The following is a 22587-nucleotide window of genomic DNA, read 5'->3' on the forward strand; positions in this document are numbered from 1 at the left end:
TGGTCCTGTCGGTGGTGCGGTGGTCGGGGGTGGTCCTGTCGGTGGTGCTGGTCACGCGGTGCTCTCCTGGGCTCCGGTCCGCGCCGACGCGAGGACCTCGCGGGCCCGGTCGTGCGGAATCGTCTGGTACGCGGCGGCCACCCGCACCAGCCAGGCGACCTCGCCGTCCTGGTCGGTGGCGTGCTGCGGTTCGATGGCGGCGGCCCGGCCGGCGGGGGCGCCCCCGGTCCTGGCGGCGAGCGCCGCCTTGATCCAGTACGCGTCGGCGAGCGGGCCGACGGCCTCGCTCCCGGCCGCCGCGCTGTCTGCGGCACCGGCCCCGGCCCCGGCCTCGCCCCCGGCGGCCCGCTTGGCCGCGTCGAGGAGCTCGTCCGGCACATAGTGGCGCAGCTTCTCCACCGCGTCCGCGATGTCCGCGGCCCACCGGTCGATCCGCAGGTCGGCCGGGGTGTCGAAGCGCGTCAGCTCCCGCACCAGGGACCGGGGCGGCTCGAACGGCTGGTCCGGGAAGGCCGTCATCAGCTCGTACCAGAGCGGGTGGAGCCGGGCCTGCGCCCGCCACAGCCGCACCCGCCGCCAGCCCTTGTGGCACGCGGGGAGGGACGCGCCCAGCGCGAAGAACGCGAACAGCACGATCTGCGAGGCCTCGGTGACCTCGTCGAAGCGCAGCGCGAACGACTTGCCCGGCCGGTCCACGACGCTCACCCACAGGAACAGCGTCCGGCTGAGGGTGTAGGCGACGCCGATGAACATGGCGAACGTCATCATGCCGAGCCCGAGGCGCAGATGGCGCACCCGGGCGTTGCCGGTGGCCAGCGCCCACTGGTAGGCGCAGACGGCCGAGGAGGCGCCCAAGTACAGGTAGAACACGCTCATGTAGAGCGTCGCGCCCCACTGGCCCGCGTGGTCGGAGACGAACCGGTCGGAGGGCACGGACCGGTCGACGACGGTGAAGAACAGCACGGTCAGCAGGACCAGGGTGGCCGCCGACGCCTTGGCGGCGACCCGCTGCACGGTCCGCGCGAACCGTACGTGCCGGGGCACGGCACCCTCGTCCGGGAAGTGGCCGTAGATCGCCACGATGTAGCTGAGGATCGCCAGGATGGCGATGGTGGCGGTGTAGTGCTTGATGAGGACGGCGAGGTCGGTGACCTCGCTGTCGTTGAGGGTGATCCGTACGAACTTGGTCTTGGTCCACAGGGCGACGGCGAACCCGGCGTAGCAGCCCCACAGGGCGCGCCGGCGCTTGTCCTCCTCGTCGCCCCACAGGGCGGCGGGCATACGCCACAGGGCGACGGCGGTCATCAGCGCGGCTATGAGGTAGCCGGCGAGGTCGAGGGGGCTCACGGGTTCCTTCGTGGGGGGGGGCGGGGGGAGCGGGGGACTTCCAGGGGGCCGGTCGCGGGGACGAGCACGGGGACCGGCGCGGGGACGGGCATGGGGGACGAGCGCGGGGTCGGTCGCGGGTCAGTCGCGGCGGAAGAAGCCCCGGCGGCGGCGGGCGACCGGCCGTGAGAGCGAGTCGGAGAGCCGTCCGACCATGTCGTCGCTGGTCACGTCGAGGGCCATCCGGGGGATGAGGGAGGCGCCGAACTCCGCCACGCGCTCGTCGTGGGTGTCGTACTGGGCGCGGGCCTGCACGGTGGCGCCGGACTTCAGCATCCGGCCGACGAGGGAGCTGTCGAAGACCGGGAGCAGCGCCGCGAGCTGGTCGGCGTCGAGGGAGGTGCCGTGGTCGAACCACTCGTGGCACAGCTCGTGCAGGATGACGTGCTGGGTCTGGTAGTCGGTGGGGCGGCGCCGGTAGAGGACGAGACTGGTCCCGCCGGCCTTGAGCCGCAGTCCGCAGGCGGCGTTGACGCGCGCGAGGCGTTCGGGCAGCTCCCGCAGCACGATGGTCCGGCCCCGGGCCTGCTCCATGTTCGCGACGAGGGCCGGGATGCTGAACGGGGCGGGGATCGGCAGGTCCGCCAGCCCCGCTTCGCACTCTCTCCGCAGCTCGCGCATGGACATGTCGGCCTCTGGGTCCCTCTGGGGCGTGGTCACGCGGTCGTATGGCATGCGATGGATCGGCGCATCTTAACGAACGGGCATGAACACGACCACGGTCAGGACCGGGTGACCGGGGGCAGGACTCCGCTCCCGGGCGGAGGTGCCCTCCTAGCTCCCCCGGGTGCCCGCGGCGCCCTCGCCGCCCTCGGCGCCCTTGGTCTCCTCAAGGAGGGAGAGGGCGAACTGGAGGAGTTCGGCGGAGAGGCCCTCGTCGTCGAGCCCGCGCCCCGCGAGGCCGCTGATCTCGCCCGTACGCCGCTTGGCGAGGAACTGGAGTCCGGCCACCACGTCGTCGACGACCTCGGACTCCTCCTTGAAGAAGCGCCAGTCGACTCCGAAGCCGAGCCCGAGCGCCTTCAGGATGTCCTCGGAAGGGTGGGTGACCTTGCCCGCGAGGATGTTGGAGAAGTAGCTGTGCGACAGATGCCCGCCGCGCTCCTTCACCAGGTCGGAGAACGCCCGCCCCGAGACGGTCTCGCCGGGGAAGGTCTTCTCCACCATGTAGGCGACCTTCTGCTGCAGGGTCGTCAACTCAGGCGTGTGGTCTTCCATCTGTCCCCCCACCCCGTCTGGTCGGAACTGGGCTTGCACAAACACTCTACGCCACTGTTAACTCGAAAAAACACGGGCAGGGGGCCACGAGGGGAGTCCCTTGCCCGTGTGAAGGCCACGCCATGCCCGGAACCGGGCAGAGCCGCGTACGGCCGCGCTCGGGTGTGCCCGGACAGAGATGTAGCCCTTCGCGACGGGGGATGCACGAAGGGCTACCCATACATTATGACACCGAGTCAGGCGCCAGGAACAGTCGCCCCGCCGATAGCGCGTGCGTACGTGTGTACGCAGCCGTCCTTCCCCGGCCCCGGCGACCCGGGCGTCGGCGGCCCCCCCGAGGCGGCCCGCGCCGATCGCAGATGCACAGATCCACTCCCTCCTGGCCGCAGATCCACTCCCTCCTGGCCAGGGAGTAACGGGCGTACGGGAACGGCGGGTTGGCCGGGGGCGGGGAACGTAAAGTGGGGCGAATGAGCACCCCCGTACAGCGAACCGAAGCCTGCGATTCCACCTGCGCGCCGAGTCCCGCGTCCCTCGTCCGGGAATTCCACACCACCTTCGGTCTGGACGCCCGTACCACTCCGGCCGAGATCCCCGCGGAGCTGGCCGCCCACCGCCGCGACCTCCTGGTGGAGGAGGCGGCCGAGGCGGCGGAGGTCTCCGTGGCGGGCCCCCTGGACCACTTGGCCCACGAGCTGGCGGACGTCGTGTACGTGGCGTACGGCACCGCCCTGGTCCACGGCATCGACCTCGACGCGGTCATCGCGGAAATCCACCGCGCCAATATGACGAAGCTGGGCCCCGACGGGCGCCCCGTGCTGCGCGCCGACGGCAAGGTCCTCAAGGGCGAGCACTACCGGGCGCCGGACGTGGCGGCGGTCCTGCGCGAACAGGGGTGGGGCGGCTGAGCGGGCCCCGCCCCGGGGCGGGGCGGGGGTGACTCCCGGCCGCGCTTCCCCTCCTCACGGGCGCGGCTCGCGGAGGATGGGCGGATGACCGTCTCCGTGGCGCTGTTCACCGCCGACCTGCGGCTGCACGACAACCCCGCCCTGCACGCCGCCGTCCGCGAGGCCGACGAGGTCGTGCCGCTGTTCGTGTACGACGACGGGGTGCGCGCGGCGGGATTCGACGCGCCCAACCGCCGGGCCTTCCTCGCCGACTGCCTCGCCGACCTCGACACCGGCCTGCGCGAGCGCGGCGGCCGCCTGGTGGTGCGCTCGGGGGACGTGGTGGAGCAGGTGCGCGCCGTGGTGGCCGAGACGGGCGCGCGCCGGGTGCACCTGGCGGGCGGCCCCAGCCGGTACGCGGTGCGGCGCGAGACGGCGCTGCGCGACGCGCTGCCCGGGGGCGCGCTGGTGGTCCACGACGCGGTGGTGACGGCGCTCGCCCCGGGCGAGGTGACCCCGGCGGGCTCCGACCACTACGCGGTGTTCACCCCGTACCTGCGCCGCTGGACCCAGGAAGGCGTACGGGACGTGGTCCCGCCGCCGCGCCGGGTGCGGGTCCCCGAGACCGCCTCGGAGCCGCTGCGTCCGCGTACGGACGTGGAGGGGACCTCGCCCGGGCTGGCCCGGGGCGGCGAGCGGGCCGGGCGCGAGCGGCTGCGGTCGTGGCTGGCGTCCGGCCTCGACGGGTACGCGGACGGCCACGACGACCTGGCGGCCGACACCACCTCCCGCCTCTCCCCGTTCCTGCACTTCGGCGCCCTGTCGGCGGCCGAGCTGGTCCAGCTGGCGAGGAGCAGGCCCTCGCCGGGCGCGGAGGCGTTCGTACGGCAGCTGGCCTGGCGCGACTTCCACTACCAGGTCCTCGCGGCCCGCCCCGAGACGTCGCACAGGGACTACCGCGCCCGGGGCGACCGCTGGCGCGACGACGCGCGCGAGACCGAGGCGTGGCGCGCGGGCCGCACGGGCTACCCCCTCGTCGACGCGGCGATGCGCCAACTCGCCCACGAGGGCTGGATGCACAACCGGGGCCGGCTGCTGGCGGCGAGCTTCCTCACCAAGACGCTGTACGCCGACTGGCGCGTCGGCGCCCGCCACTTCCTCGACCTGCTGGTCGACGGGGACATCGCCAACAACCAAATGAACTGGCAGTGGGCGGCGGGAACGGGCACCGACACCCGCCCCAACCGCGTCCTCAACCCCGTGACCCAGGGCAAACGCCTCGACCCGCGCGGTACGTACGTGCGCCGCTGGATCCCCGAACTCGCGGACGTACCGGACCGCCACATCCACGAACCGTGGAAACTCCCTCCCCGGGAGGCACGGGCCACCGGCTACCCGGGGCCGCTGGTGGAACTGGAGGAGGGGCGGGACCGGTTCGAACGGGGGCGACGGCACGGCTGAACCCGGTGGTCATGCGGTGGTTCGTGCGGCACGGCGGAACCCGGCGGCCACGCGGCCAGCCGGGTGGCACGGCGGAACCCGGTGATCACGCGGCCAGCCGGGTGGCACGGCGGAACCCGGTGATCACGCGGTCAGCCGGGCCAGCGTGAGCCCCGCCACGATCAGCAGCAGGGCCACGACCCGGCCCGGCCCGAGCGGCTCGTGCCGGACCACCGCGCCCAGCACGATCGCCCCGACCGTGCCGATGCCGGTGAACAGCGCGTACGAGAGGCCCGCGGGCAGCTCCGCCATGGCGCGGGACAGCAGGTAGACCGCGCCCACCATGAGGAGCAGGCAGAGCAGGGTCTGCGGGACCCTGGTGAAGCCCTCGGTCGGCCCGATGCTCTGCGACCAGGCGACCTCGACGGCGCCCGCGAGCAGCAGCCAGATCCACGGCACGGTCAGTCCTCCCGGTCGGCGACGGTGAAGTGGGCGAGTTTCTGCGCGAGTTCACGGGCCGCGGCGGTGGCGGCGGCGTACGACTCCCGCTGCTCCCCGCGGCGCGCGGCCAGCGCGGGGTCGACGCCCGCGTTGACCAGCTCGGCGCTGATGACCTCGGCGTCCTCGACGGCGTAGTGGCCGCGGAAGAAGTCGAGGAGATAGCGGCCCTGGTGGTCGAACGGCTCGCGGGGCAGACCGGGGCCGTAGGCGCCGCCGCGCGCGGAGACGACGACGAACTTGCGCGGCGCGAGGACCATCTTGGGAAAGGTGACCTGGTCGATCCAGGCCTTGAGGGCGGCCGGGACGCCGAAGTTGTACATCGGCGCCCCCACGAGGACGACGTCGGCGGCGACCAGTTCGCCCAGGAGCGGCCCGACGACCGCCCAGGCCGCCCGCTCCTCTTCGGTGCGCACGGCCTCGCCGTAGCGGTGGATGTCGGTGATGCCCTCGCGCAGGAGCGTGTCGCAGATACGGGTCCACGCCTCCCCGATCGGCGGCACGGGTTCGGCGGCGAGGTCCCGGTACGTCACGGCGCCCCCGCCGGCGGCCCGCCAGGCGGCGACGAAGGTCGCCCCGAGCCGACGGGAGAAGGAGTCGCGGCGGGCGCTGGAGTCGAGGTGGAGGAGGTGCGGCATGGGGGCTCCCTGGCAGGTGGAGGGCGTCGGCGCTCGACGCGACCCACTAAGTGGACACGCCGTCCACTTAGCTTCGGTCCGGACCGTACGCCTAACTGGACACCTTGTCCACTTCCTGCCTACGGTGCTGCCATGAGCGAACCGACACCGCCCCGGCCCCTGCTGCCGCTGCCCCCCGGGGCCGGGGCTCCCCCCGCCCCGCCCGAGCGGGCGGACGCGGCCCGCAACCGGGCCCGGATCCTCGCGGCGGCCGCACGCCTCTTCTCCGAACGCGACCCGGCCTCGGTGACCATGGAGGACATCGCGAAGGCGGCCGGGGTGGGCCGCGGGACGCTCTACCGCCGCTATCCCGACCGGGCGGCGATCGCCCGGGCCCTGCTGGACGAGCACGAGCGGGCGCTCCAGGAGAAACTGTTGCGCGGCGCACCGCCGCTGGGCCCCGGCGGCGGTCCGGGCGAACGGCCCGCGCCCCCGGCCGAGCGACTGGCCGCGTTCTACGCCGAGATGACCACGCTCCTGGAGGCACACCTCCCGCTGGCCCTGGGCGCGGAGACCGGGGCGGCACGGTACGGCACGGGCGCGTACGGCTTCTGGCACGCACACGTCACCCACCTCGTACGCGAGGCGGCCCTCCCCGACCCCCAGCCCCTGGCGGACCACCTCCTGGCTCCCCTGGCCCCCGAACTCTTCCGCCACCAGCGCGAACTGGGCCTGAGCAGGGAACACATCGCGGCGAGCCTCGGGGCCCTGGCACGACGGACTCTCGGTCATTGAGCCGGGCGACGGAGAGGCGGCGCCGGATGACAACCACGATCGAAAACCTGTGGAGAAGCTTTGAACTGCCCACCAGGGACGCGCTCCACTACGCCGACGGGAACTCCTACGACATAGCCCTCGACCGCGCCACACCGGCGGGTTTCACGGTGCTGGCCCCCTTCGACCTCACGGAACTACTGCAAGACGACCCGTCCCGGGTGTCCTCGGTCGATGGGCTGGCCGCCGTGGACCTGGGAGAGAGGGGGCTGTTGTGGGGCGGCGAGGGTTCGTACGGCTCGGAGGGTTTCGTCGCCCGCCTGACTGCCGACCGCGCGCTGGTATGGGCGATATTCTTCAGCGAATCCAATCCATTCGACCGGATCCGGCTGACGGAGAACGTCGCTACCTTCCATTCGACCTCCGGGGTCGAGATCGCCGTCGACATCGACGATCCGGGCCTCCCGGCGCCACGAACCGGCGCGTGAAGGGACGCCCGCGGAAAACGCTCTGGACACAGAAAAACCCCAGGTCGTCGACCTGGGGTTTTGCTATGGAGCGAGTGACGGGAATCGAACCCGCGCTCTGAGCTTGGGAATCACCCGGCGCTCAAGGGGGCTTGGGGGATCTGACCTGCAAAAACGCCTGCGTAATGGCTCTGGCGGCAGGTGGCACGAAGAGCCTCTGGTGACCGCCGTGCACCGCTGCGAGTTGCACGTAGTGGCACGGGCCGACGGCTGCGGTTCGTAAAAGCTTGACCAGCGGAGTCGGACGGTGATGTCGCTGTGCGATGCAGGAGGCTGCCGAGCGTGCGTCGCGGATGCAGAGGACGTCGGCAGGCATTCGTCGGCAAGGAGCGACGAACCACCGGACGTTGTTCTTGGCTCCACGGCGAAGTTCTGTGTACGAGGTGAGGAGGGCTTCAACGAGCTGTTGCGACTCACCGAGGGATGATCAAATCGGTGAGCTGACCTGCAGTCGGCATCCGACCGCGGTTGAAGACGACCGCGACAAACAAGACCACTACTGGCAGCAGAGGGACGAGCGCAGCCTCGGGCAGCCCTAGAACGGCCGCACAAGCCATGACCACGACGACCACGAGTCCCACCGCAAGCATCCGCAACCGTTCCCTCGGTGCGGCGGGATCCGCTCCGGCTAGTTGATCTGCGTCGAGAAGGTCGCCTATGCGGCCCTCGGCGTAGCGTTCGGCGATCGTCAGCAGCATCACGGTGAGGTCTTCAAGGGCGCGGCCCGGCTCGGAGTCCTGTCGTGCTTCGGCCTTTCGCAGCGCGCCTACCACCAGCGCGGCATGAGTCTTGAACTGACGCTCGTTGTGCCGTCTGGCTCTGGCGCGGCGGGTGCGATGGGCCCTCCAGATGGCTTGCTCAACCGGTTGCATGGAAACTCTTGGGATCTGGCAGTCCGGTTGGGTTTCCTCCCAGCGACGGAGGACCGTGGCGCACTGAGCTGCGACCGTCAGTAGCGCGACAACAGGCCAGCAGCGCCGGTACTCCGTTCGCGCTTTCTTCTTGTCCGGGTACCCAGGGAGGGTCTCGAGGTCATAGGCGGCATGTGTTGCGACGCTGCCGGTGCTGGTCAGGTTTGATCGCTTGAGGAGCAGCACTTCAGCGATAAAAATCAAGGCCCAGAACAGGAGCGATGTAACTTTGCCGATCGCGCCAAAGCCCCACGTACGCACGGACATCGGCGCAGCTACGACGGCGCTGAACAGGGCTTGCACCACGCCTGGATGTGGTCCGGGATCCGCGCTCAACCGCAGATGCCCCCAGTCGGCCATGTTGTCGACGTTCACCAGGACGAATAGCAGCAAGCCAAACTCGAGTGTCTTGATCGGCATGGCCAGGGGCCGGGCGCGCCACCACCGCACGACATACTGAGGGGCCAGTCCGTGGCCGCCTACGCGGTTTTGTATTCGAGGCGGCAGCAGCAGTGCCTGCGTCAGAAGCGGGCCAGCCCGACGCACCCCCGACACGTCCCTGAGTCGCTCGAAGCGTTCTACAGATCGCGACGCCCAGCGATGAACTGGCCCAGGAATGTTGATCAAAGTGATCGCGACCGCCAGCATCAGCTCGCTACCCACGATGAGAAGACCGATCAGCACATCGACAGTCTCACGCATCCCACCGACAGCGAGGCTCGGAACGCGATGAACCGCCGACGATAATGACACATTTGGTATGAAAAAAATATGGCTTAACGATTCAGTGCGGCGCCCGAAGGTCCTACCCGCCGGGAACTGTCCTGATCGGGGCGCCAGCGCCCTGGTCAGTTGACGGCCCTCCCCATGATGAGCACCGAAGCGAAGCCGCGCTGCTGGCGCCACCCTGTGGGTTCCCTTCCTCCGGGACGGGGGCGGATGATGCTCGCCATGAAAGGGAACAGCAGGGCGGCGGTTGTGTTAGCCGGTGCAGGGGTGATCGCGCTGTTGGCCGGATGTTCCGGCGCGGGCGGTACCACAACAGGTGCACCGAGTACCTCATCGTCCGCCGAGATCGGTGCCGCTTCGTCCTTCAGCGTCTCGATGCCTCCAGCGACTCCGGCCTACCCAGACACCCCGGAAGGCGACTTGGACAAGTGGGCGGCTGGTCAAGGGCTCACAGTGAATGATCTCTATGAGGGCTCGCCCGCCGCGTACGTGCAGGACATCTGCGAGTCGATGAGCAATCAGCAGAGCTCTGGTACAGAACCAGGCGAGTGGCTCGCCGTGGCACAGAAGCCTGATGCCGACGAGACCGCGATTCTGCGCCAGGGAATGCCGAAGCTCTGCCCGAAGTGGTCGAGGACAGCGCTCGATGCGCTGAAGGGTGACTACGTCCACACGTACAGCGACGGCACCTTTACCGTGAAGAGTGAACCGGGAACAGACGCGGAAGCAATCGCCCCGGGCAGGTACAGGACCACAGGCCAGTTGCAGGACTGCTACTGGGAGCGGACATCGCGCTCAGGGGAGATTTTGGCCAACCAGTTCGCCACGGCGGCGCAGGAGATTACCGTCGTGATCCGCTCCTCGGACGGATTCTTCACCTCGCGCAGCTGCGGTACCTGGAAGCCGGTCGGCTGACTTTCGTCGGGCGTAGTGGTGCGTGTGTCAGACCCCCCGGGATACTGGGCTCGTCTCGGCTCCTAGTGGCGCAGTTGCGTCATGAGACCCGTTTCCGCCGGTCGTGGCTGCTCGGCATGCAAAGCGCGGCCGACCCGTCCAGACGGGTAGCGGCTTCTGGCAGCTGGAGTTCTACCTCGACCGGCAGGACCCCGCCTTCGGTGAGATGTTCCTGGTGGACGAGGCACTGCTGCACTGGTGGAGTGACCGAGCCGACGAGATCCAGGCCGCCTTCGTGGCAGCTAGCCGGTGGCAGCAGTGGGGATAAGCCCAGTGACACCCAGCTCGGGCAGACATGGCCGGACCAGCGGCAAGGCCCGCACGCGGGCCTTCGCGCCGAGGTCGGTCCGGTCGACAGATTCGATTGCCTGCACCCAGGGGTCCAGGTCGTCCGGGTGCAGGATCACGCCGCCGTCCCCGACCGCCACGGGGGGTGCCATCCCGGGACGAGCCGACTGTGGGAACGCCGTGGAGCCCACCTCCACGATCACCCGGGGGAGGCGTTTGCGGCATACGTTCGCGCCGACGTTTGGAGCGGTCATCCACGGGGACGCGACTGCCGGGAGGGACCCAGGGTTCCGGCCCCGGTTCGATCTGATCGAGAACCGGGCGAGAAGCACCAGTGCGGCGTTTGTGGGCGGTTGTGTGCGTCCGGGACACACGATCTTCGAGTTGTCCTAGTGTTGGGCGGGTTCCCGGTGGCGATCTGCTGCTGGGGATTTCGTCTTTCCGGGGCGGAGTGGATCTTGCGGTTCGTACGACAGCCCGCACGACGCGGTGCCACCGACCGTTCCGCCCGCCTGCGCGATGCGGTCGCCCCGCTCGGCGTGCGGCAGTTCCGGCTCCACTTCGCCGCGCGTCTGCTGTCGTGGACCGGGTCAGCCGTCGCCCCGATCGGGCTCGCGTTCGCGACGCTTCACCTGGGTGGTGGCGCGGGGAGTCTCGGGTTCGTGCTGGCGGCCGGGATGGGCCCGCAGATCGTGTTGTTGCTGGTGGGCGGGGTCGTCGCGGACCGGTGGTCCAGGGCGCGCGTGATGGTGTGGACGAATGTGGTGTCGGCGGCGGCTGAGGGTCTGGCCGCGCTGCTGCTCTGGTTCGGGTCGGCCACGGTATGGCACCTGGTGGTCATGTCGGCGGCGTGCGGGGCGGCGTCGGCGTTCTTCACCCCGGCCACCGTGGGCGTGGTCGTTGAGGTGGTCCCCAAGCCTTGGCGGCACTCGGCGAACGCGCTGCTGAAGATCGGCCAGAACACCGTGAAGGTCGCGGGTCCTGCGCTGGGCGGCGTCCTGGTGTCCGCTGTCGGCCCGGCCTGGGTGATCGGTTGGGACGCGGCCACGTTCGCGGCGGCAGCCGCCCTGTGCGCGCGGATAGACCTCAACACCGCTCGGGTGAAGGTCCGTACCGGGTTCCTGGCCGACCTGCGCGAGGGCTGGGTGGACTTCCGTTCCCGGCGCTGGCTGTGGGTCATGGTCGCCCAGGCGTCCGTGGTGGTACCGGTGTGGCTGGTCGGCTACCAGCTCCTCGGCCCGGTCTACGGCCTGGAGGTGCTGGGCGGGGCCGCGCCGTGGGGTTGGGTCGCGTCCGGGTTCACCGCTGGACTGGTTGCCGGGGCGGCGCTCGCGCTGCTGTGGAAGCCCCGTCTGGTCGGGGGGGTGGTGTGCCTGGGCACCGGCTCGATGGGCCTGCCGCTGGCCGCTATGGCGGCCACCTCCCCGCTGCCGGTCCTGGTCGCCGCCACAGTGGCGGCCGGGACGGGGCTGGCGGTCAGCATGACCACGTGGGCCTCACTGGTCCAGGAACGCATTCCGGCCCATAAGTTGAGCCGGACGATGTCGTACTCGACGCTGGGCCAGATCCTTCCGGTACCGGTCGGCTACCTGATCGCCGGTCCGCTGTCGCGGTACCTGGGGCTGCGGCCAGCTCTTGCAGCGGGGGCCGTGGTGATCACGACAGCGGCGATCGTGCCGCTGGCCATCGGTCAGGTCCGGCAGCTGTCGCTGGCAGACGAGGCGGTCCCGGCTGCGGGAACTCAGACGCGGGATGCAGCGTCGGCGTAGCGTGCTGGGCGTGACGAAATCGACTCAAGAAGCCGATTGGCCAGCGGTGCTGCCTACCCTCTCCCACGTCTTCGGGCTGGGCGAGGTGCGCGACCAGCAGTTCGTCGCCCATGGCCTGATGAATCGGAACTGGAGGCTGGAGACGGCTGCCGGGGCGTACGCGGTGAAGGAGATCGTCGACGTCCCTCTGCCGAAGGTCCGCAGGAACCTCGCGGTCTTGGCAGACTTGGCTCGTGACGGGATTCCGGTTCCGGCGCCGCTGCCCGCTGATGGCGGGGACCTCGTAGTGGAGGTGGGCGGGCACGGCTACTGCGTTCTGCCCTGGGTGGACGGTGAGCACGTTCAAGGGACGGACCTCTCGCTCGACCAGGTTCGCGATCTCGGCGCTCTCCTGGCACGCCTACACGAGGGCCTGCGCCGGCACGGCCCCGGCCCACTCCCGGAGTCGGCACCGGCAGCGAAGGTCCGCGACGTGGCCGAGGCCGACCAGGCAGCCGCCGCGCTCCTGGTCCGACTGCCCGCTGAGCCGGTGACCGACTTCGACAAGGCGGCCATCGAGGCCCTGCACGACCGGCGTGCCCTCCTCGCCCGGTACACCGTTGCCCGGCCGGAGGGCGAGGTGCCGGCTGGGCCCTACGGGTGGACGCACGGTGACTTCCAGTACCGCAACCTGCTTCGGCAGGACGGCCGGGTCGTTGCCGTCCTGGACTGGGACCGGCTTGGGGTCCGTCCGTACGGGGAGGAGGTGGCGCGGACCGCGCAGGTGCAGTTCGGGGTCGGTGGCGTCTTCGACCTCGACCGTGTCGCCGCCTTCTGCTCCGGCTACCGGTCCGTGATCGACTTGTCGAAGGAAGACCTCGCCGATGCCGTGAAGCGGCTGTGGTGGAAGCGAATGACCGACTTCTGGCAGCTGGAGTTCTACCTCGACCGCCAAGACCCCGCCTTCGGTGAGATGTTCCTGGCGGACGAGGAACTGCTGCACTGGTGGACCGACCGAGCCGACGAGGTCCAGGCCGCCTTCGCGGCCCGCTAGCCGGTGGCTGCCGCGGGGATCAGCCCAGCGGCAGCCAGCTCAGGCATACACGGCCGGACCAGCGGCATGGCCCGCGTGCGGGCCTTCGCGCCGAGGTCGGCCCGGTCGACAGATTCGATTGCCTGCACCCAGGCGTCCACGTCGTCCGGGTGCAGGATCAACCCGCCGTCCCCGACCGCCTCGGGGATGCCGCCCCGGGACGAGCCGACCGTGGGAACGCCGTGGAGCCCGGCCTCCACGATCACTCGGGGAAAGGCGTCCTCGACCTGGGAGGGCACGAGCAGCAGGTCGTTCGCGGCGTAGATCGGTCCCATGGCGTAGGTACGGGGCACCCAGTCGACGTTTGGGTAACCGGTGAACTCGCAGGCGGTGTCCCACCATCCCTCGACGAGGGTGAACCGCCGGCCGGGGAGCCGGTGGATCAGCTGGTGCAGGAGGGCCGCCCCCTTGGCGGGGATCGGGTTGACCATCAGCACGCCACCGGGGAGATGACCGGAGCTGCTGTGGCCTGCGGTGAGGAGGCCCTCGTCGCCGCCGGCCGGCGTGAAGGGCGGGTAGAAGACGACCGGCTTCGTATGGGCCTGGGACTGGGCACGTTCGGCGACGAACTTTGACGTGGCGAGGGCGACGTGTGGCTCGCCGTGGAGGACGTCCATGCTGTTGGCCGAGGCCGAGTGCAGCCATCCGGCAGCCCGCGAGGACCGGCGGGCGAGGGCGGCGAGGTCGGCCGCCCCCTCCTGTGAGGTCACCACCAGCTCCGCCGGCACTGTGCCCAGGACTTCCCGCAGGACCTTCTCCACCTGGTCCTGGGGCACAGCCCGGCAACGGACCCCATTCCACGTGTAGCGGATCTTCCCACGGGCTTCCTCCCATGCGATGCCGTGGGCTTGGAGATGGGCACGGAGGCGCCCGATCTGCGGCGACCCGTCCCATGGGGCCTCGTGGCTGCCGAGGTAGATCACCTGCCATTTGGAACGGGCGAACTCCTCCGCGAGCAAACGCTGGGAGACCTCCGCGCCGCCGATGAGTAGCGGCGGCGGGGTCCGTCGCCAGGCGAATACCACCGTCGGCCCCGTCATCGGCCCGCCCAGTAGGTGAACAGAGCCTGGACGACGGTGGCGGTCTCCTGACGGTCGCCGTCGCCGTCGGCCACGGCTACCTCCCTGGCCATGTGCCGGTGAGCGGGGTGGCAGAAGTAGTCCCGGCAGTGTCTGAGGAGGGCGGGGTCATGGAGGAAGTACTCCGGTTCCACCTCGTGGTGCCCCGCCGCCTTGCGCCGCAGGTGCAGCAACTCGGGCGCCACGTCCAGGTACAGGGTGTGGTCCGGCCGCAGGTGAGGCAGGTCCTGCACTCGGCGCCGGAGTTCGGGCAGGACCCCGAAGCCGTACATCTCGTCCATGGCGTGGGCGTGGGCCAAAAGGGTGTCGACGGTGCGGTCCAGGACGATCAGCCCGTCGTGCTGGCGGGCTGCGTGAACGCGGTCCGCCTCGATCTCCATGAACCTCATGAACGCCTCCACTTGCTCGTCCGCCGACCGAGTGGAGGGGGTGGGGATGTCCTCGCGGCGGGTGAACGACTTCACGTAGCAGGGGAAGAACATCGCGCCCTGCATCGCCGGCACCCGGCACAGTTGCCCCAGCGCTGAAGTCTTGCCCCCGTACGAGGGCCCTTCCAGACCGAGGATCATCGTGTCCCCCCGATCCGGTAGAACCGCTCCGCGTACTGACTCGGCGTCCGGCTGTCGACGTCCGGCAGCATGTCGGCGGCCACGGTGTGCGCGTGCCGGATCGGCCGGTACATCTTCCGCACCGGGTGCATCTGGGAGCCGTGCATGTGCAGCAGGGTCACCTTGTCCAGAACGGTGCCGGTGATGTCCTTCACCTCCGGCATGAGCTCGTCCCCGGCCCGCTCCCGGAACAGCTGTCGGTCGCAGCCGGACAGCGCGTAGGTGGACCAGAACGCGACGTCCTCCCAGAACCAGCGGCAGCCCAGGCGGCGGGCAGCTTCGTGGACGGCGAGGTGGTCGGGGTGGCGGGTGACGGCGGCCGGGGTGATCAGCTCGACCTCCTCCATCCCATCCAGCAATTCGGCGAGCTTGGTGGTGATCTGGTCCACCTGTACGGGGTCGGGAGCCCGGTAGGGCTTCTCGGCGTCCTTGAGCCCGAGCCCTACTCGGGCGGCTCCGAGAGGTAACAAGGACTGGGCGGCCTCGCGGTCACGGAGGTCAGAGACCGCCTCCAAGCTGCTGTAGGTGCTTTCGAGGGAGGGGTGGACGCTGCGTGAGCGGGTGAAGGCGGTGACGACGGTCAGCGGCCGAGGGTGGGCGAGGAAGTACCCGGAGGCGGACAGGATGAAGTCGTCGTGATGGGGCTCGATGACTACGACGGGCCGCCCGGATGGCTTGCGCCGCTCGATCCAGTACGGCGAGAGGGTCAGCGGCGAGGTCAGCGTCATGATCTCCTTCGCCTTGCTCAGGGAGTCCATCCACTCTCGGTGGGCGGCGATGAGGTCGGTGGGGAAGGTGTAGATACCGTCGGCATCCGGCAGAGGAAGGCGAGTCACCTCAAGGTCTCCGATCATCGGACGGTGGTGGAGTACCAGTTGCGCCACAAGCGCGGGGAGGTCAGGCCGAACCGGACGATCAGCGGGTTCTGCCACCACAGCATCCGGGCCGTGGACCAGGCGTCGTAGCGGCGTGTGGAGGGCCGCACCCGCAAGTCCTCCAGGACCGCGACCGGGCCGGCCGTGCGGCCGTGGGCCGTCAGGCGGGCGAAGAACTCCATGTCCTCGCCCATGAAGTAGTCCGGTCGGTATCCGCGCACAGCCTTGAAGGCGTCCAGGGTGCAGAACTGGGTGACCCCTTGCGCGCCTCCGTTCCGGGAGCGGTGGTGGTCCCAGTAGGCACACAGCAGACGGGCTCCGAGCCGTGCGGGGGTATAGAGCGGCGGGATCGCTCCGCCGACGGCTCCGTCTTCCATCGCGGCGGCAGCGGCCGTGATCGCCTCCAGCGGCAGGGCCACGTCGGCGTCCGCGAAGAACAACATCCGCCCCTCGGCCGCCCGGGCTCCGGTGTTGCGGACCAGACCGATGCTCCGGACCAGCTCCGTCACCACGCGGGCGCCCAGCACCTTGGCGACGGCGGCGGTGTCGTCGGTGGAGGCGTTGTCCACGACGATCACTTCTCCGCGCTGGCCGGAGGCCGCCTCCCAGAAGCGCAGGGACGCGAAGACGGTGGGCAGGTAGCGGGGAAGGTAGTTGGCTTCGTTGTAGGCGGGGATGATCACCGACAGGTCGGGATCGGGGTCGGTCACAGCGGGATCCTTTCTCCAGTTGGAGGAGGTACGGCTTGGTAAAGGCGGGCTGACCAGACGTCGCGGTCGCGGCCCTCTCGCTGGGCGGCGTAGGTCCAGCCGCGTACGGCCTGAAAGGCCACGTAGGCGTCGAGGAGACGGGTGTCGACGGGCCTTCCGTAGGCGGCGGCCATGAACACGCGCTCGGAGGGTCCCAGCGCGTCGCAGGTCACGAGGGTCTGGGCGAGGTCGTATTCGGGGACCTCCACGGTCGTGGCCTCGAAGTCCACGACGTACTCCGGCAGGTGGGGCTCGACATCTGGGGCGGCGATGAGCTGTCGGTCAGCTCCGCAGATCACGTTCTCCAGGTGGAGGTCTCCGTGGCACCACACCAGGTGTTCCCGGCGGGCCCCGGCCGCGATGACTTCCAGAGCGGGCGCGAGCCGGGTGAAGACCTGCTTGGGGCAGTGGGCGGATAGATCAGTGACTTGTCGATCGATCCCGGCAGCTTGCGAGATCCCGGCTGGGGCCGGGAGGGAGTGGAAGGCGGCCATCAGTAAGGCGAGCCGCAGCAAGGCTGCCGGACGCGAAATCTGCCCGACCCGAAGGGCGTCGCCCAGTGTCTTCGTTCCGGCGTCGGCGGTGATCAGGGCGGAGACGGTAAGGCCGGGGACGGGGCCGTGCGCGATCACGGCGGGCACCCGCACCCGCCCGGACTCGGCGACGGCCGCCAAGAGACGGGCCTCGTCGGCCGCGCCGTGCGAGGCGCCGACCGCGAACAGCTTCACCACCACCCGTCGGCTGTCGGCGAGCAGGACTCGGAAGACAGCCGTCTTCGGCGCGCCGCAGATGTGGGTGGTCTGGGCCGGAGGCGCCCCGGCCAGTTGCGTGCAGGCCCGCTCCACCGCTAAGACCGTGCCGCCGATCACCGGGTACCCGCCCGGCCCAGGTGTGCGAGCGTGCGGCGCATCTGCCGCCGGTAGACGCGCACGTCCTCCGTGCCGGGACACGAGCGCATCCACGGTTTCTGGTCTCCGACGAAGTGCACCACGTGCCCGTCCTGGCGGGTGGCCGGGCGGCGCAGGACCCGGCGGACCCAGTCTCCGCGTTCGAGGAACCGGTCCACCTCGAACCGGTTGAAGACCGGCCCGACGGGGTGGGCGGCGCCGGAGGACAGCAGCCACAGGTTCAGGGCGCACTGGTCGTTGTGCTTGATGTATCGCCGCCCCCCGATCAGGGCCCGCTGCACCCCCGCCCGCATGGGGAGGAGCATGGGCGCGGGGACCCACAGCATCCCGGCGTTGAAGTACGGGCGCCCGACCAGGTGTGGCCAGCGCTCGGCGACACCCGGCAGGGCCGGACACTGCCCGACGGCCGGATTGAACTCGTCCTGTACCACGCCGATCCGGTCCGTCGGCAGTGCGTTCAGGGGCACCAAGACATTGCCGCGTATGTGCACGTCGGCATCCATGTAAATCAGGAACGGCCGGTCGAGGAAACCCGAGGTGAACCCGAACCGGAGGTATGTGGCGACCGAGATGTAGGCACTGTCCGCCATGATGCTCTCGGGCGGCGGGGTCTGCCAGCGCAGGTCGAAGGAGCCGAACCCGCAGCGGCGGGCGAAGGACTCCATCACGACGGCCTGCCCCGGAGACAGGCCGTTGGTCAGCACGCGCACAGCGCCCTCACGACGGTCGGCCACTGGCAGGTGGTCCGCGAGCGACCCGAGCGTGACCAGGGCGGGCAACAGGTAGTGGGAATCGACGCACATGCCGATCGCGTACACGAGAGGGCCTCCAGGGCGAGGTTCGACGCGGTCCGACCCGCCGGGCGGGCAGGAGGAGAGCTCCCGGTACCGGCGCCTCCAGGCGGCCGGTACCGGAAGCAGTTCGGGCAACCGGTAGGAGGTCTGTGTTCCTGGCGAGCCGTCTACGTTTCCGGCTCGGCGGTGTCCGGCATGGATATGGCCGTGGGCCGTTCGGCGGAGAGGAGATCGGCGGCCTGGTCGCGCAGGGTCCACGCGGGTCCGGCGAGGCCGAGCACGGCCAGGACGGTCAGGGCGATGCCGCCGGAGTCACAACGGGCCGGGGTGCCCTGCCCGAGGCCGGGGACGCGGTGCCGCCCCTGCGGCATCACAGCGCCCCTCTCGGCAACCACTCGTGGTCGGCGAGGATGCGTCCGGTGCGGGCGTGCAGCTGCTCAATGTCGGACGGCGTGAGGATCAGCGTGGCCTCGCTGCTGCCGCCATCCTCGTGATGCACAAGGATGGCCAGCGAAACCTGCTTGGCGCGCCGGTCGTAGATCGCGTCGGTGACGAGCAGGGTCGCGTGGGTCACCTTGGCAGGGACCGGCTTCAACGTGCTGGCGTCGGCCGGCGCGGACCATTGCGCACCGCCGCCCGGCGGGCGCAGGTGGTAGGTCGCGGCGCCTGCGCCGGGGAGGGTGACGACGACGCCGACGCGGCCGTCCTTGGCGGTGTCGGCGGCGAGCTCGCCGAGCTGGGGGTAGAAGGGGGCCGCCGTGCCTAACTCGGCCCCCTGCGAAGGCAGATGGGGCGTTGGTCGTCCGCTCATGCCCCCGAAGTTAGGGAGGGGCCGGGGTGCGAATATGAATCAGAGGAATACGACCCTTATCCGTCCAGGTGGAAGCGGTCGGACATGCGCCGCAACTTCTCTCGCGTGGAGGTCCGTTCGGCGTAGACGATGCCGCGCAGTGTGGAGCGGGCGATGGGATGGTTGCGGATGAGCTGGGGTGCGATCCGCTCCGCCTTCTCCAGCTCGCCCAGCGCCTTGTCGCGGTTGCCGTCCCACAGCCAGGCGCGCGCGAGATCCATGTGGTGGTGCCCTTGACGGGAGTTGGGCAGGGAGGCGACCAGCTCCGGGCTGGTGCGGTGGTTCAGCGACAGTGCCTTGCGCTGCTGGCCCATCTCCAGAGCCACGCTGATGGCATGGATCTGGACGTTGCCGGGGGAGAACGTCAGCGAGTGCCGGTCGTACACCGGGGCACCGGTGTACTCGCTCATGCGGTCGGCCGCTGCCTTGGCGAGACCGATGCGGTCCTCGGTCTCCGACGACCGGCCGCCTCGCGCGGCGGAGACGGCGGCTCGGAGCTGGAGCGCGCCCCACGCCCGTACGGCCAGGGGCTCGCCCCGCTCGTATCCCTGCTGAACGGTGCTGATGGCCTTGTCGGACAAGGCGATGGCGTCCTCCCAGTCCGCGCTCGCCCACATGTCCCAGACCCTCATCCAGTCGGCGACCGCCGGCAGAACGGGGTCACCGGACAGCCGTGCGGACCAGGCCGCCCGCTCGCAGGCCATGGCGACCAGCTCGGGGTGGCCCAGAGAGTGGGCGGCGGTGTGTGCGAACTTGCAGCAAACCGCGTAAATGGCGTACGCCTCCTCCCGCTCGTGACCGGTGGCCACCTCGGCAAGGGCGCGCGATTCGCGGAGCAGGTCCGGCAGGACGCGCATGATGGCCACGTTCGCGGCGGCATCCCGCAGCCGGTGCAGCCGCGTCACCTCCCGCCACAGCCTCGCCGCGGGGCGCGGGGTGCCGTCGAAGACCGGCGTCAGGTCATAGCGGCGCAGCTCCCTCAGGATCGACGACGCGGCGACCTGCCACTGGTTCTCGTCGGGAGAGCTGGTGTAGGGGCGGCCGATCAGGTCATTGGGGTGTACGTGGAGTTCGGCCGCCAGCAGGTTCAGTACGCCGACCCGGTCCAGTTCGATGAGGCCGCGTTCCATCTTGGAGACCCAGCCCTGCGATTTGCCCAGGGCGGCGGCAAGGTCGGCCTGCGGCATGCCCAGGCGCAGTCGGGCACGACGAGCGCGGCGGCCGATCTCCTCGGCTTCTTCCAGCATCAGCTCGCCCCCGACCTATTGATGGGCCGGATTGGCTCAAGCGTTCGGCATGGCATGGTGCCTCCGTCCGTTCAGGCGTCTCCCTCAGAACGGTACCCATGCCAGCCCAACGGCGAGTCGGCTCAGGCAAGGCCGACCGCTTGCGCTGCGCGAGGCGCGGCCCTTGGCGGTCAGCGACTGCCGTATCCCCGTGCCGAGCTTGGCTGCTGCGCAGGAAGCGGCCGGCGCTGGGCCGCGAGGTCCGTTCGGGTGCCCGGGGCCGTCCGGTGACGGGCGGCTCGTGCTCGGTCAGCCGGAGTGGACTGCTGGGTGAGGCGTTGGATACGCCAGGTGAGCGCGCTCGCCAGGGAGCGGGCGTCGTCCAGTGGGCGTTGGTCGGCTGCCTGCTTCAGCAGCGTGGCGGGCTCGTGCCCGGCAGCTTCGGCGTTGGAGAGGGCGGTGGCAAGGGCTGCCCAGGCGTGATCGTCGATGATCTGTGAGGCGTGCGCGGGCAGGGCCTGGTGGACCAGGGCGACAAGCCGTTCGACTGTGGGGGCCGATGGCGTCCGGCGGGCGAGGACGGCGAGCGGGACCGCGGTTGCCTGGTCGTAGGCGGACTGTAGGTGTCTGAGAGCTTCGCGGGCGGCGACGACCTGCTGGTCGTGCTGGCGGAGCTGGTGCCATCGTCCGGCAGCGATGACGACGAGGATGGCCACGTCGAGGAACAGGGCCAGCATGGAGGCGTCGCGCGCCGTCGGCTGGGTGCGCACGGCCCGGATGGCGCCGCGCAGGGCGCGGGCGTGTTCGTGTTCAGCCCTGATGCGGGAGCGGGTGGCGCGTTCGAAGGCGGCTGCGGCTTGGCGAAGCTGGGGCCGGATCTCCTTGGGCGCGAGGAGAGGCAGGACGTCGAGGGCTTCACCGAAGGCTGCCAGGTGGGCCTGGGCGGCTGCGTCGTCGCCCTGGTCGAGGCGGTCGGGGATGCGTTCGGCGGCAGCGCTCGCCTGGTGCCACGGGTCGGGCCGGTCTTGCCGCCCTGTCTGGGCGGGCTGGTCGGCGGCGTTGAGGCGGTCGCGGATCTGGGGGAGGGACAGGTCGGGGGCGAGCTTGGAGCCGGAGTACCAGACAGGCGCGCCCGCGGCGTTGGTGTCACCTTCGAGGGCGACCTTGTACCCGCGGGTGTCGCCCGAGGGGAAGCGCTGGACCTCGACGAGCACGCCGTCGGTGGCCGCGAGGATGCCGAGGAACTCCTCGGAGCTGGTGGCAACCGAGACCGCGGTGCGGACGGTGAAACGCAGCTGCTCGCGGGCCGTCATGGCGCGGCCGGCCCGTTGGGCCTTCTCCTTCTCCGCGCGGGTGGGGCGCTTGGCGGCGGTGCGGTCACCGCGCACGACTTGCCGCAGGCCGTACTCGATCTCGATGGCGGCCAGTTCCTTGTCGGCGGTGAGGTAGTCGTTCCAGTGGCGGGCGGTGCGCAGGTCGGCTCGGACCTTGGTGGCCGCGATATGGATGTGGTCCGGGGCGTGGCGAACGGCGACCCACCGGCAGCCGTCCGGATCACCGTCGGGGGCGATGCCGGTAGCCGCGACGACCCGGCGGGCGATGTCGCCCCACTCCTCGTCGCTGAGGTGGCGGTCGGTTTCGGCGGCGCGGATCGAGCAGTGCCACACGTGGCGTTCGGGTGCGCGGCCGAGCCGCTCGGCTTGCTTGACGTGCAGGTCGAGGTCGGCGACGAGGAGCTTCTCGGTGGCGTCGAAGCCGTCAGTGGTGCGGCCGGGGTCGGGGGCGAAGCCGTCCCAGGAGGCGACGAGGTGGGGGTCGGTGTGGGCCTTGGCTTTCTTGGTGTCGTACAGGTAGCGGATCAGGCCGGCGGTGCTCTTGCCACCGCGGATGTTCGCGATCATCGGGCCGCCTTGTGGCTGACAGCCTGGTTGGCCGCTGCCGCGATGTGGCCGACGGCGGTGCCTACGGCGTTCAGGGTCCGGTCGGTCTGGGCGAGCAGGGCACTGTCCCCATGCTGTGGACGGCCACCGGAGTTGAGCTTTTTGGCGATCTGGTTGACGTTGTGGCCGATGGCGGCCACCTGTTGGCGCAGGGCGTTGAGCTCGTCGATGTAGTCGTCCAGCTCGGTGCGCTGGCCGGGCACGGTGAGGTCGCCGTGGACGTGGGCCAGGACGACGACGGCGACGTAATGAGCGCCGCTGACGTTCAGCGACTTGGCCTTGGCCTGGATCGCTGCCTTCTCTTCCACGCTGTAGCGGGCATCGACGCGCTTCTTGCGCTGGCCGTTGGGGTCGGGCTTGCGGCGGCGGGCGACGCGATGCAGGGCGGCTGCTTCGGCGGCACGCGGCAGCGGCGAGATCGGCGTCGGCGGTCTCTTCTTCCGCGGGCACCCCCTGGTGCCCGCCTGCCTCCGCCACCCCCGGGGCGG

The 22587-nt window shown here is 70.4% G+C and carries 24 protein-coding genes and 1 pseudogene; 8 read left to right on the forward strand and 17 right to left on the reverse strand.

Features of this window, described 5'->3' with window-relative positions; translation table 11 throughout:
• Positions 1 to 51 precede the first annotated feature (51 nt).
• From ABZ404_RS11005 to ABZ404_RS11015, 3 genes are all read right to left on the reverse strand, one after another.
• A complete protein-coding gene (locus ABZ404_RS11005) occupies positions 52 to 1347 on the reverse strand; it encodes an MAB_1171c family putative transporter (RefSeq protein ID WP_358990327.1) in 1296 nt (431 codons plus the stop codon).
• A gap of 120 nt (positions 1348 to 1467) precedes the next feature.
• On the reverse strand, positions 1468 to 2013 hold the full coding sequence (locus ABZ404_RS11010; RefSeq protein ID WP_358833341.1) for a toxin: 546 nt from the start codon (positions 2011 to 2013) through the stop codon (positions 1468 to 1470).
• A gap of 147 nt (positions 2014 to 2160) precedes the next feature.
• Complete coding sequence (locus tag ABZ404_RS11015) at positions 2161 to 2604, reverse strand: hypothetical protein (RefSeq protein WP_358833311.1); 444 nt, start codon at positions 2602 to 2604, stop codon at positions 2161 to 2163.
• A 470-nt stretch (positions 2605 to 3074) separates the two neighbouring features.
• Here ABZ404_RS11015 and ABZ404_RS11020 point away from each other — a divergent pair, with 470 nt between their 5' ends.
• Together ABZ404_RS11020 and ABZ404_RS11025 are read left to right on the forward strand one after the other, a co-directional pair.
• Positions 3075 to 3512 (forward strand): MazG nucleotide pyrophosphohydrolase domain-containing protein, encoded by a 438-nt coding sequence (locus ABZ404_RS11020; protein WP_358833312.1) that lies wholly within the window; start codon positions 3075 to 3077, stop codon positions 3510 to 3512.
• 84 nt (positions 3513 to 3596) lie between these two features.
• Positions 3597 to 4952: a deoxyribodipyrimidine photo-lyase gene (locus tag ABZ404_RS11025; protein WP_358833313.1), complete on the forward strand. Its 1356-nt coding sequence runs from the start codon at positions 3597 to 3599 to the stop codon at positions 4950 to 4952.
• 123 nt (positions 4953 to 5075) lie between these two features.
• Here ABZ404_RS11025 and ABZ404_RS11030 read toward each other — a convergent pair whose 3' ends face one another.
• Both ABZ404_RS11030 and ABZ404_RS11035 read right to left on the reverse strand, forming a co-directional pair.
• Positions 5076 to 5390: a multidrug efflux SMR transporter gene (locus ABZ404_RS11030; RefSeq protein WP_358833314.1), complete on the reverse strand. Its 315-nt coding sequence runs from the start codon at positions 5388 to 5390 to the stop codon at positions 5076 to 5078.
• Positions 5391 to 5392: 2 nt separating this feature from the next.
• Entirely contained in the window at positions 5393 to 6067 is a 675-nt protein-coding gene (locus ABZ404_RS11035; protein WP_358833315.1) for an NAD(P)H-dependent oxidoreductase, read from the reverse strand.
• Positions 6068 to 6199: 132 nt separating this feature from the next.
• On the opposite strand from ABZ404_RS11035, the gene ABZ404_RS11040 reads away from it, so the two are divergent.
• Together ABZ404_RS11040 and ABZ404_RS11045 are read left to right on the forward strand one after the other, a co-directional pair.
• Positions 6200 to 6841, forward strand: a complete 642-nt coding sequence (locus ABZ404_RS11040; protein WP_358833316.1) for a helix-turn-helix domain-containing protein — start codon at positions 6200 to 6202, stop codon at positions 6839 to 6841.
• 26 nt (positions 6842 to 6867) lie between these two features.
• Positions 6868 to 7308, forward strand: coding sequence for a hypothetical protein (locus ABZ404_RS11045; protein WP_358833317.1), 441 nt, complete (start codon positions 6868 to 6870; stop codon positions 7306 to 7308).
• A gap of 452 nt (positions 7309 to 7760) precedes the next feature.
• Here the strand turns inward: ABZ404_RS11045 and ABZ404_RS11050 are convergent, their stop codons facing one another.
• Positions 7761 to 8942, reverse strand: coding sequence for a hypothetical protein (locus ABZ404_RS11050; protein ID WP_358833318.1), 1182 nt, complete (start codon positions 8940 to 8942; stop codon positions 7761 to 7763).
• Between the two features lie 267 nt (positions 8943 to 9209).
• On the opposite strand from ABZ404_RS11050, the gene ABZ404_RS11055 reads away from it, so the two are divergent.
• The 4 genes from ABZ404_RS11055 (at position 9210) to ABZ404_RS11070 (ending at position 13031) form a co-directional block, all read left to right on the forward strand.
• Positions 9210 to 9902 carry a hypothetical protein gene (locus tag ABZ404_RS11055; RefSeq protein ID WP_358990329.1) on the forward strand — a complete coding sequence of 231 codons (693 nt, stop codon included), beginning with the start codon at positions 9210 to 9212 and terminating at the stop codon, positions 9900 to 9902.
• Positions 9903 to 10005: 103 nt separating this feature from the next.
• On the forward strand, positions 10006 to 10209 hold the full coding sequence (locus tag ABZ404_RS11060) for a hypothetical protein (RefSeq protein WP_358833320.1): 204 nt from the start codon (positions 10006 to 10008) through the stop codon (positions 10207 to 10209).
• Between the two features lie 478 nt (positions 10210 to 10687).
• Entirely contained in the window at positions 10688 to 11998 is a 1311-nt protein-coding gene (locus ABZ404_RS11065; protein ID WP_358833321.1) for an MFS transporter, read from the forward strand.
• Positions 11999 to 12044: 46 nt separating this feature from the next.
• On the forward strand, positions 12045 to 13031 hold the full coding sequence (locus tag ABZ404_RS11070; RefSeq protein WP_358833322.1) for a phosphotransferase: 987 nt from the start codon (positions 12045 to 12047) through the stop codon (positions 13029 to 13031).
• Here ABZ404_RS11070 and ABZ404_RS11075 read toward each other — a convergent pair.
• The 11 genes and pseudogenes from ABZ404_RS11075 to mobC form a co-directional block, all read right to left on the reverse strand.
• The gene (locus ABZ404_RS11075) at positions 13028 to 13846 is read right to left on the reverse strand and encodes a glycosyltransferase family 4 protein (RefSeq protein ID WP_358833323.1); all 819 of its coding nucleotides are present in this window, start codon (positions 13844 to 13846) and stop codon (positions 13028 to 13030) included. The two genes, ABZ404_RS11070 and ABZ404_RS11075, sit on opposite strands and share 4 nt — an antisense overlap.
• Positions 13847 to 14106: 260 nt before the next feature.
• The gene (locus ABZ404_RS11080; protein ID WP_358833324.1) at positions 14107 to 14718 is read right to left on the reverse strand and encodes a hypothetical protein; all 612 of its coding nucleotides are present in this window, start codon (positions 14716 to 14718) and stop codon (positions 14107 to 14109) included.
• The gene (locus tag ABZ404_RS11085; RefSeq protein ID WP_358833325.1) at positions 14715 to 15593 is read right to left on the reverse strand and encodes a PIG-L family deacetylase; all 879 of its coding nucleotides are present in this window, start codon (positions 15591 to 15593) and stop codon (positions 14715 to 14717) included. Before ABZ404_RS11085 ends, ABZ404_RS11080 begins: the two co-directional genes overlap by 4 nt.
• A gap of 14 nt (positions 15594 to 15607) precedes the next feature.
• Positions 15608 to 16342, reverse strand: a complete 735-nt coding sequence (locus ABZ404_RS11090; RefSeq protein WP_358833326.1) for a glycosyltransferase — start codon at positions 16340 to 16342, stop codon at positions 15608 to 15610.
• On the reverse strand, positions 16339 to 17226 hold the full coding sequence (locus tag ABZ404_RS11095) for an aminoglycoside phosphotransferase family protein (protein ID WP_358833327.1): 888 nt from the start codon (positions 17224 to 17226) through the stop codon (positions 16339 to 16341). Before ABZ404_RS11095 ends, ABZ404_RS11090 begins: the two co-directional genes overlap by 4 nt.
• Before the next feature lie 20 nt (positions 17227 to 17246).
• A complete protein-coding gene (locus ABZ404_RS11100; protein WP_358833328.1) occupies positions 17247 to 18092 on the reverse strand; it encodes a glycosyltransferase in 846 nt (281 codons plus the stop codon).
• 158 nt (positions 18093 to 18250) lie between these two features.
• On the reverse strand, positions 18251 to 18454 hold the full coding sequence (locus ABZ404_RS11105; RefSeq protein WP_358833329.1) for a hypothetical protein: 204 nt from the start codon (positions 18452 to 18454) through the stop codon (positions 18251 to 18253).
• Positions 18454 to 18894: a hypothetical protein gene (locus ABZ404_RS11110; protein ID WP_358833330.1), complete on the reverse strand. Its 441-nt coding sequence runs from the start codon at positions 18892 to 18894 to the stop codon at positions 18454 to 18456. Before ABZ404_RS11110 ends, ABZ404_RS11105 begins: the two co-directional genes overlap by 1 nt.
• A gap of 56 nt (positions 18895 to 18950) precedes the next feature.
• Positions 18951 to 20180, reverse strand: coding sequence for a helix-turn-helix transcriptional regulator (locus tag ABZ404_RS11115; protein ID WP_358833331.1), 1230 nt, complete (start codon positions 20178 to 20180; stop codon positions 18951 to 18953).
• Positions 20181 to 20350: 170 nt separating this feature from the next.
• Positions 20351 to 22060, reverse strand: a complete 1710-nt coding sequence (locus ABZ404_RS11120) for a mobilization protein (RefSeq protein WP_358833332.1) — start codon at positions 22058 to 22060, stop codon at positions 20351 to 20353.
• Positions 22057 to 22576: pseudogene (gene mobC, locus ABZ404_RS11125) on the reverse strand (plasmid mobilization relaxosome protein MobC). Before mobC ends, ABZ404_RS11120 begins: the two are co-directional and overlap by 4 nt.
• Positions 22577 to 22587: the final 11 nt, after the last annotated feature.

It is taken from the genome of Streptomyces sp. NPDC005878 (assembly GCF_040629815.1).
GTDB lineage: Bacteria > Actinomycetota > Actinomycetes > Streptomycetales > Streptomycetaceae > Streptomyces.

Bases quoted from the DNA above. Each gene is read 5' to 3' on its own strand.
- ABZ404_RS11015 (WP_358833311.1), bottom strand. From the start codon at position 2,604: ATGGAAGACCACACGCCTGAGTTGACGACCCTGCAGCAGAAGGTCGCC.
- ABZ404_RS11080 (WP_358833324.1), bottom strand. From the start codon at position 14,718: ATGATCCTCGGTCTGGAAGGGCCCTCGTACGGGGGCAAGACTTCAGCG.
- ABZ404_RS11025 (WP_358833313.1), top strand. From the start codon at position 3,597: ATGACCGTCTCCGTGGCGCTGTTCACCGCCGACCTGCGGCTGCACGAC.
- ABZ404_RS11055 (WP_358990329.1), top strand. From the start codon at position 9,210: ATGAAAGGGAACAGCAGGGCGGCGGTTGTGTTAGCCGGTGCAGGGGTG.
- ABZ404_RS11110 (WP_358833330.1), bottom strand. From the start codon at position 18,894: ATGAGCGGACGACCAACGCCCCATCTGCCTTCGCAGGGGGCCGAGTTA.
- ABZ404_RS11100 (WP_358833328.1), bottom strand. From the start codon at position 18,092: ATGTGCGTCGATTCCCACTACCTGTTGCCCGCCCTGGTCACGCTCGGG.
- ABZ404_RS11035 (WP_358833315.1), bottom strand. From the start codon at position 6,067: ATGCCGCACCTCCTCCACCTCGACTCCAGCGCCCGCCGCGACTCCTTC.
- ABZ404_RS11020 (WP_358833312.1), top strand. From the start codon at position 3,075: ATGAGCACCCCCGTACAGCGAACCGAAGCCTGCGATTCCACCTGCGCG.
- ABZ404_RS11105 (WP_358833329.1), bottom strand. From the start codon at position 18,454: ATGCCGCAGGGGCGGCACCGCGTCCCCGGCCTCGGGCAGGGCACCCCG.
- ABZ404_RS11120 (WP_358833332.1), bottom strand. From the start codon at position 22,060: ATGATCGCGAACATCCGCGGTGGCAAGAGCACCGCCGGCCTGATCCGC.
- ABZ404_RS11115 (WP_358833331.1), bottom strand. From the start codon at position 20,180: ATGCTGGAAGAAGCCGAGGAGATCGGCCGCCGCGCTCGTCGTGCCCGA.
- ABZ404_RS11010 (WP_358833341.1), bottom strand. From the start codon at position 2,013: ATGTCCATGCGCGAGCTGCGGAGAGAGTGCGAAGCGGGGCTGGCGGAC.
- ABZ404_RS11040 (WP_358833316.1), top strand. From the start codon at position 6,200: ATGAGCGAACCGACACCGCCCCGGCCCCTGCTGCCGCTGCCCCCCGGG.
- ABZ404_RS11045 (WP_358833317.1), top strand. From the start codon at position 6,868: ATGACAACCACGATCGAAAACCTGTGGAGAAGCTTTGAACTGCCCACC.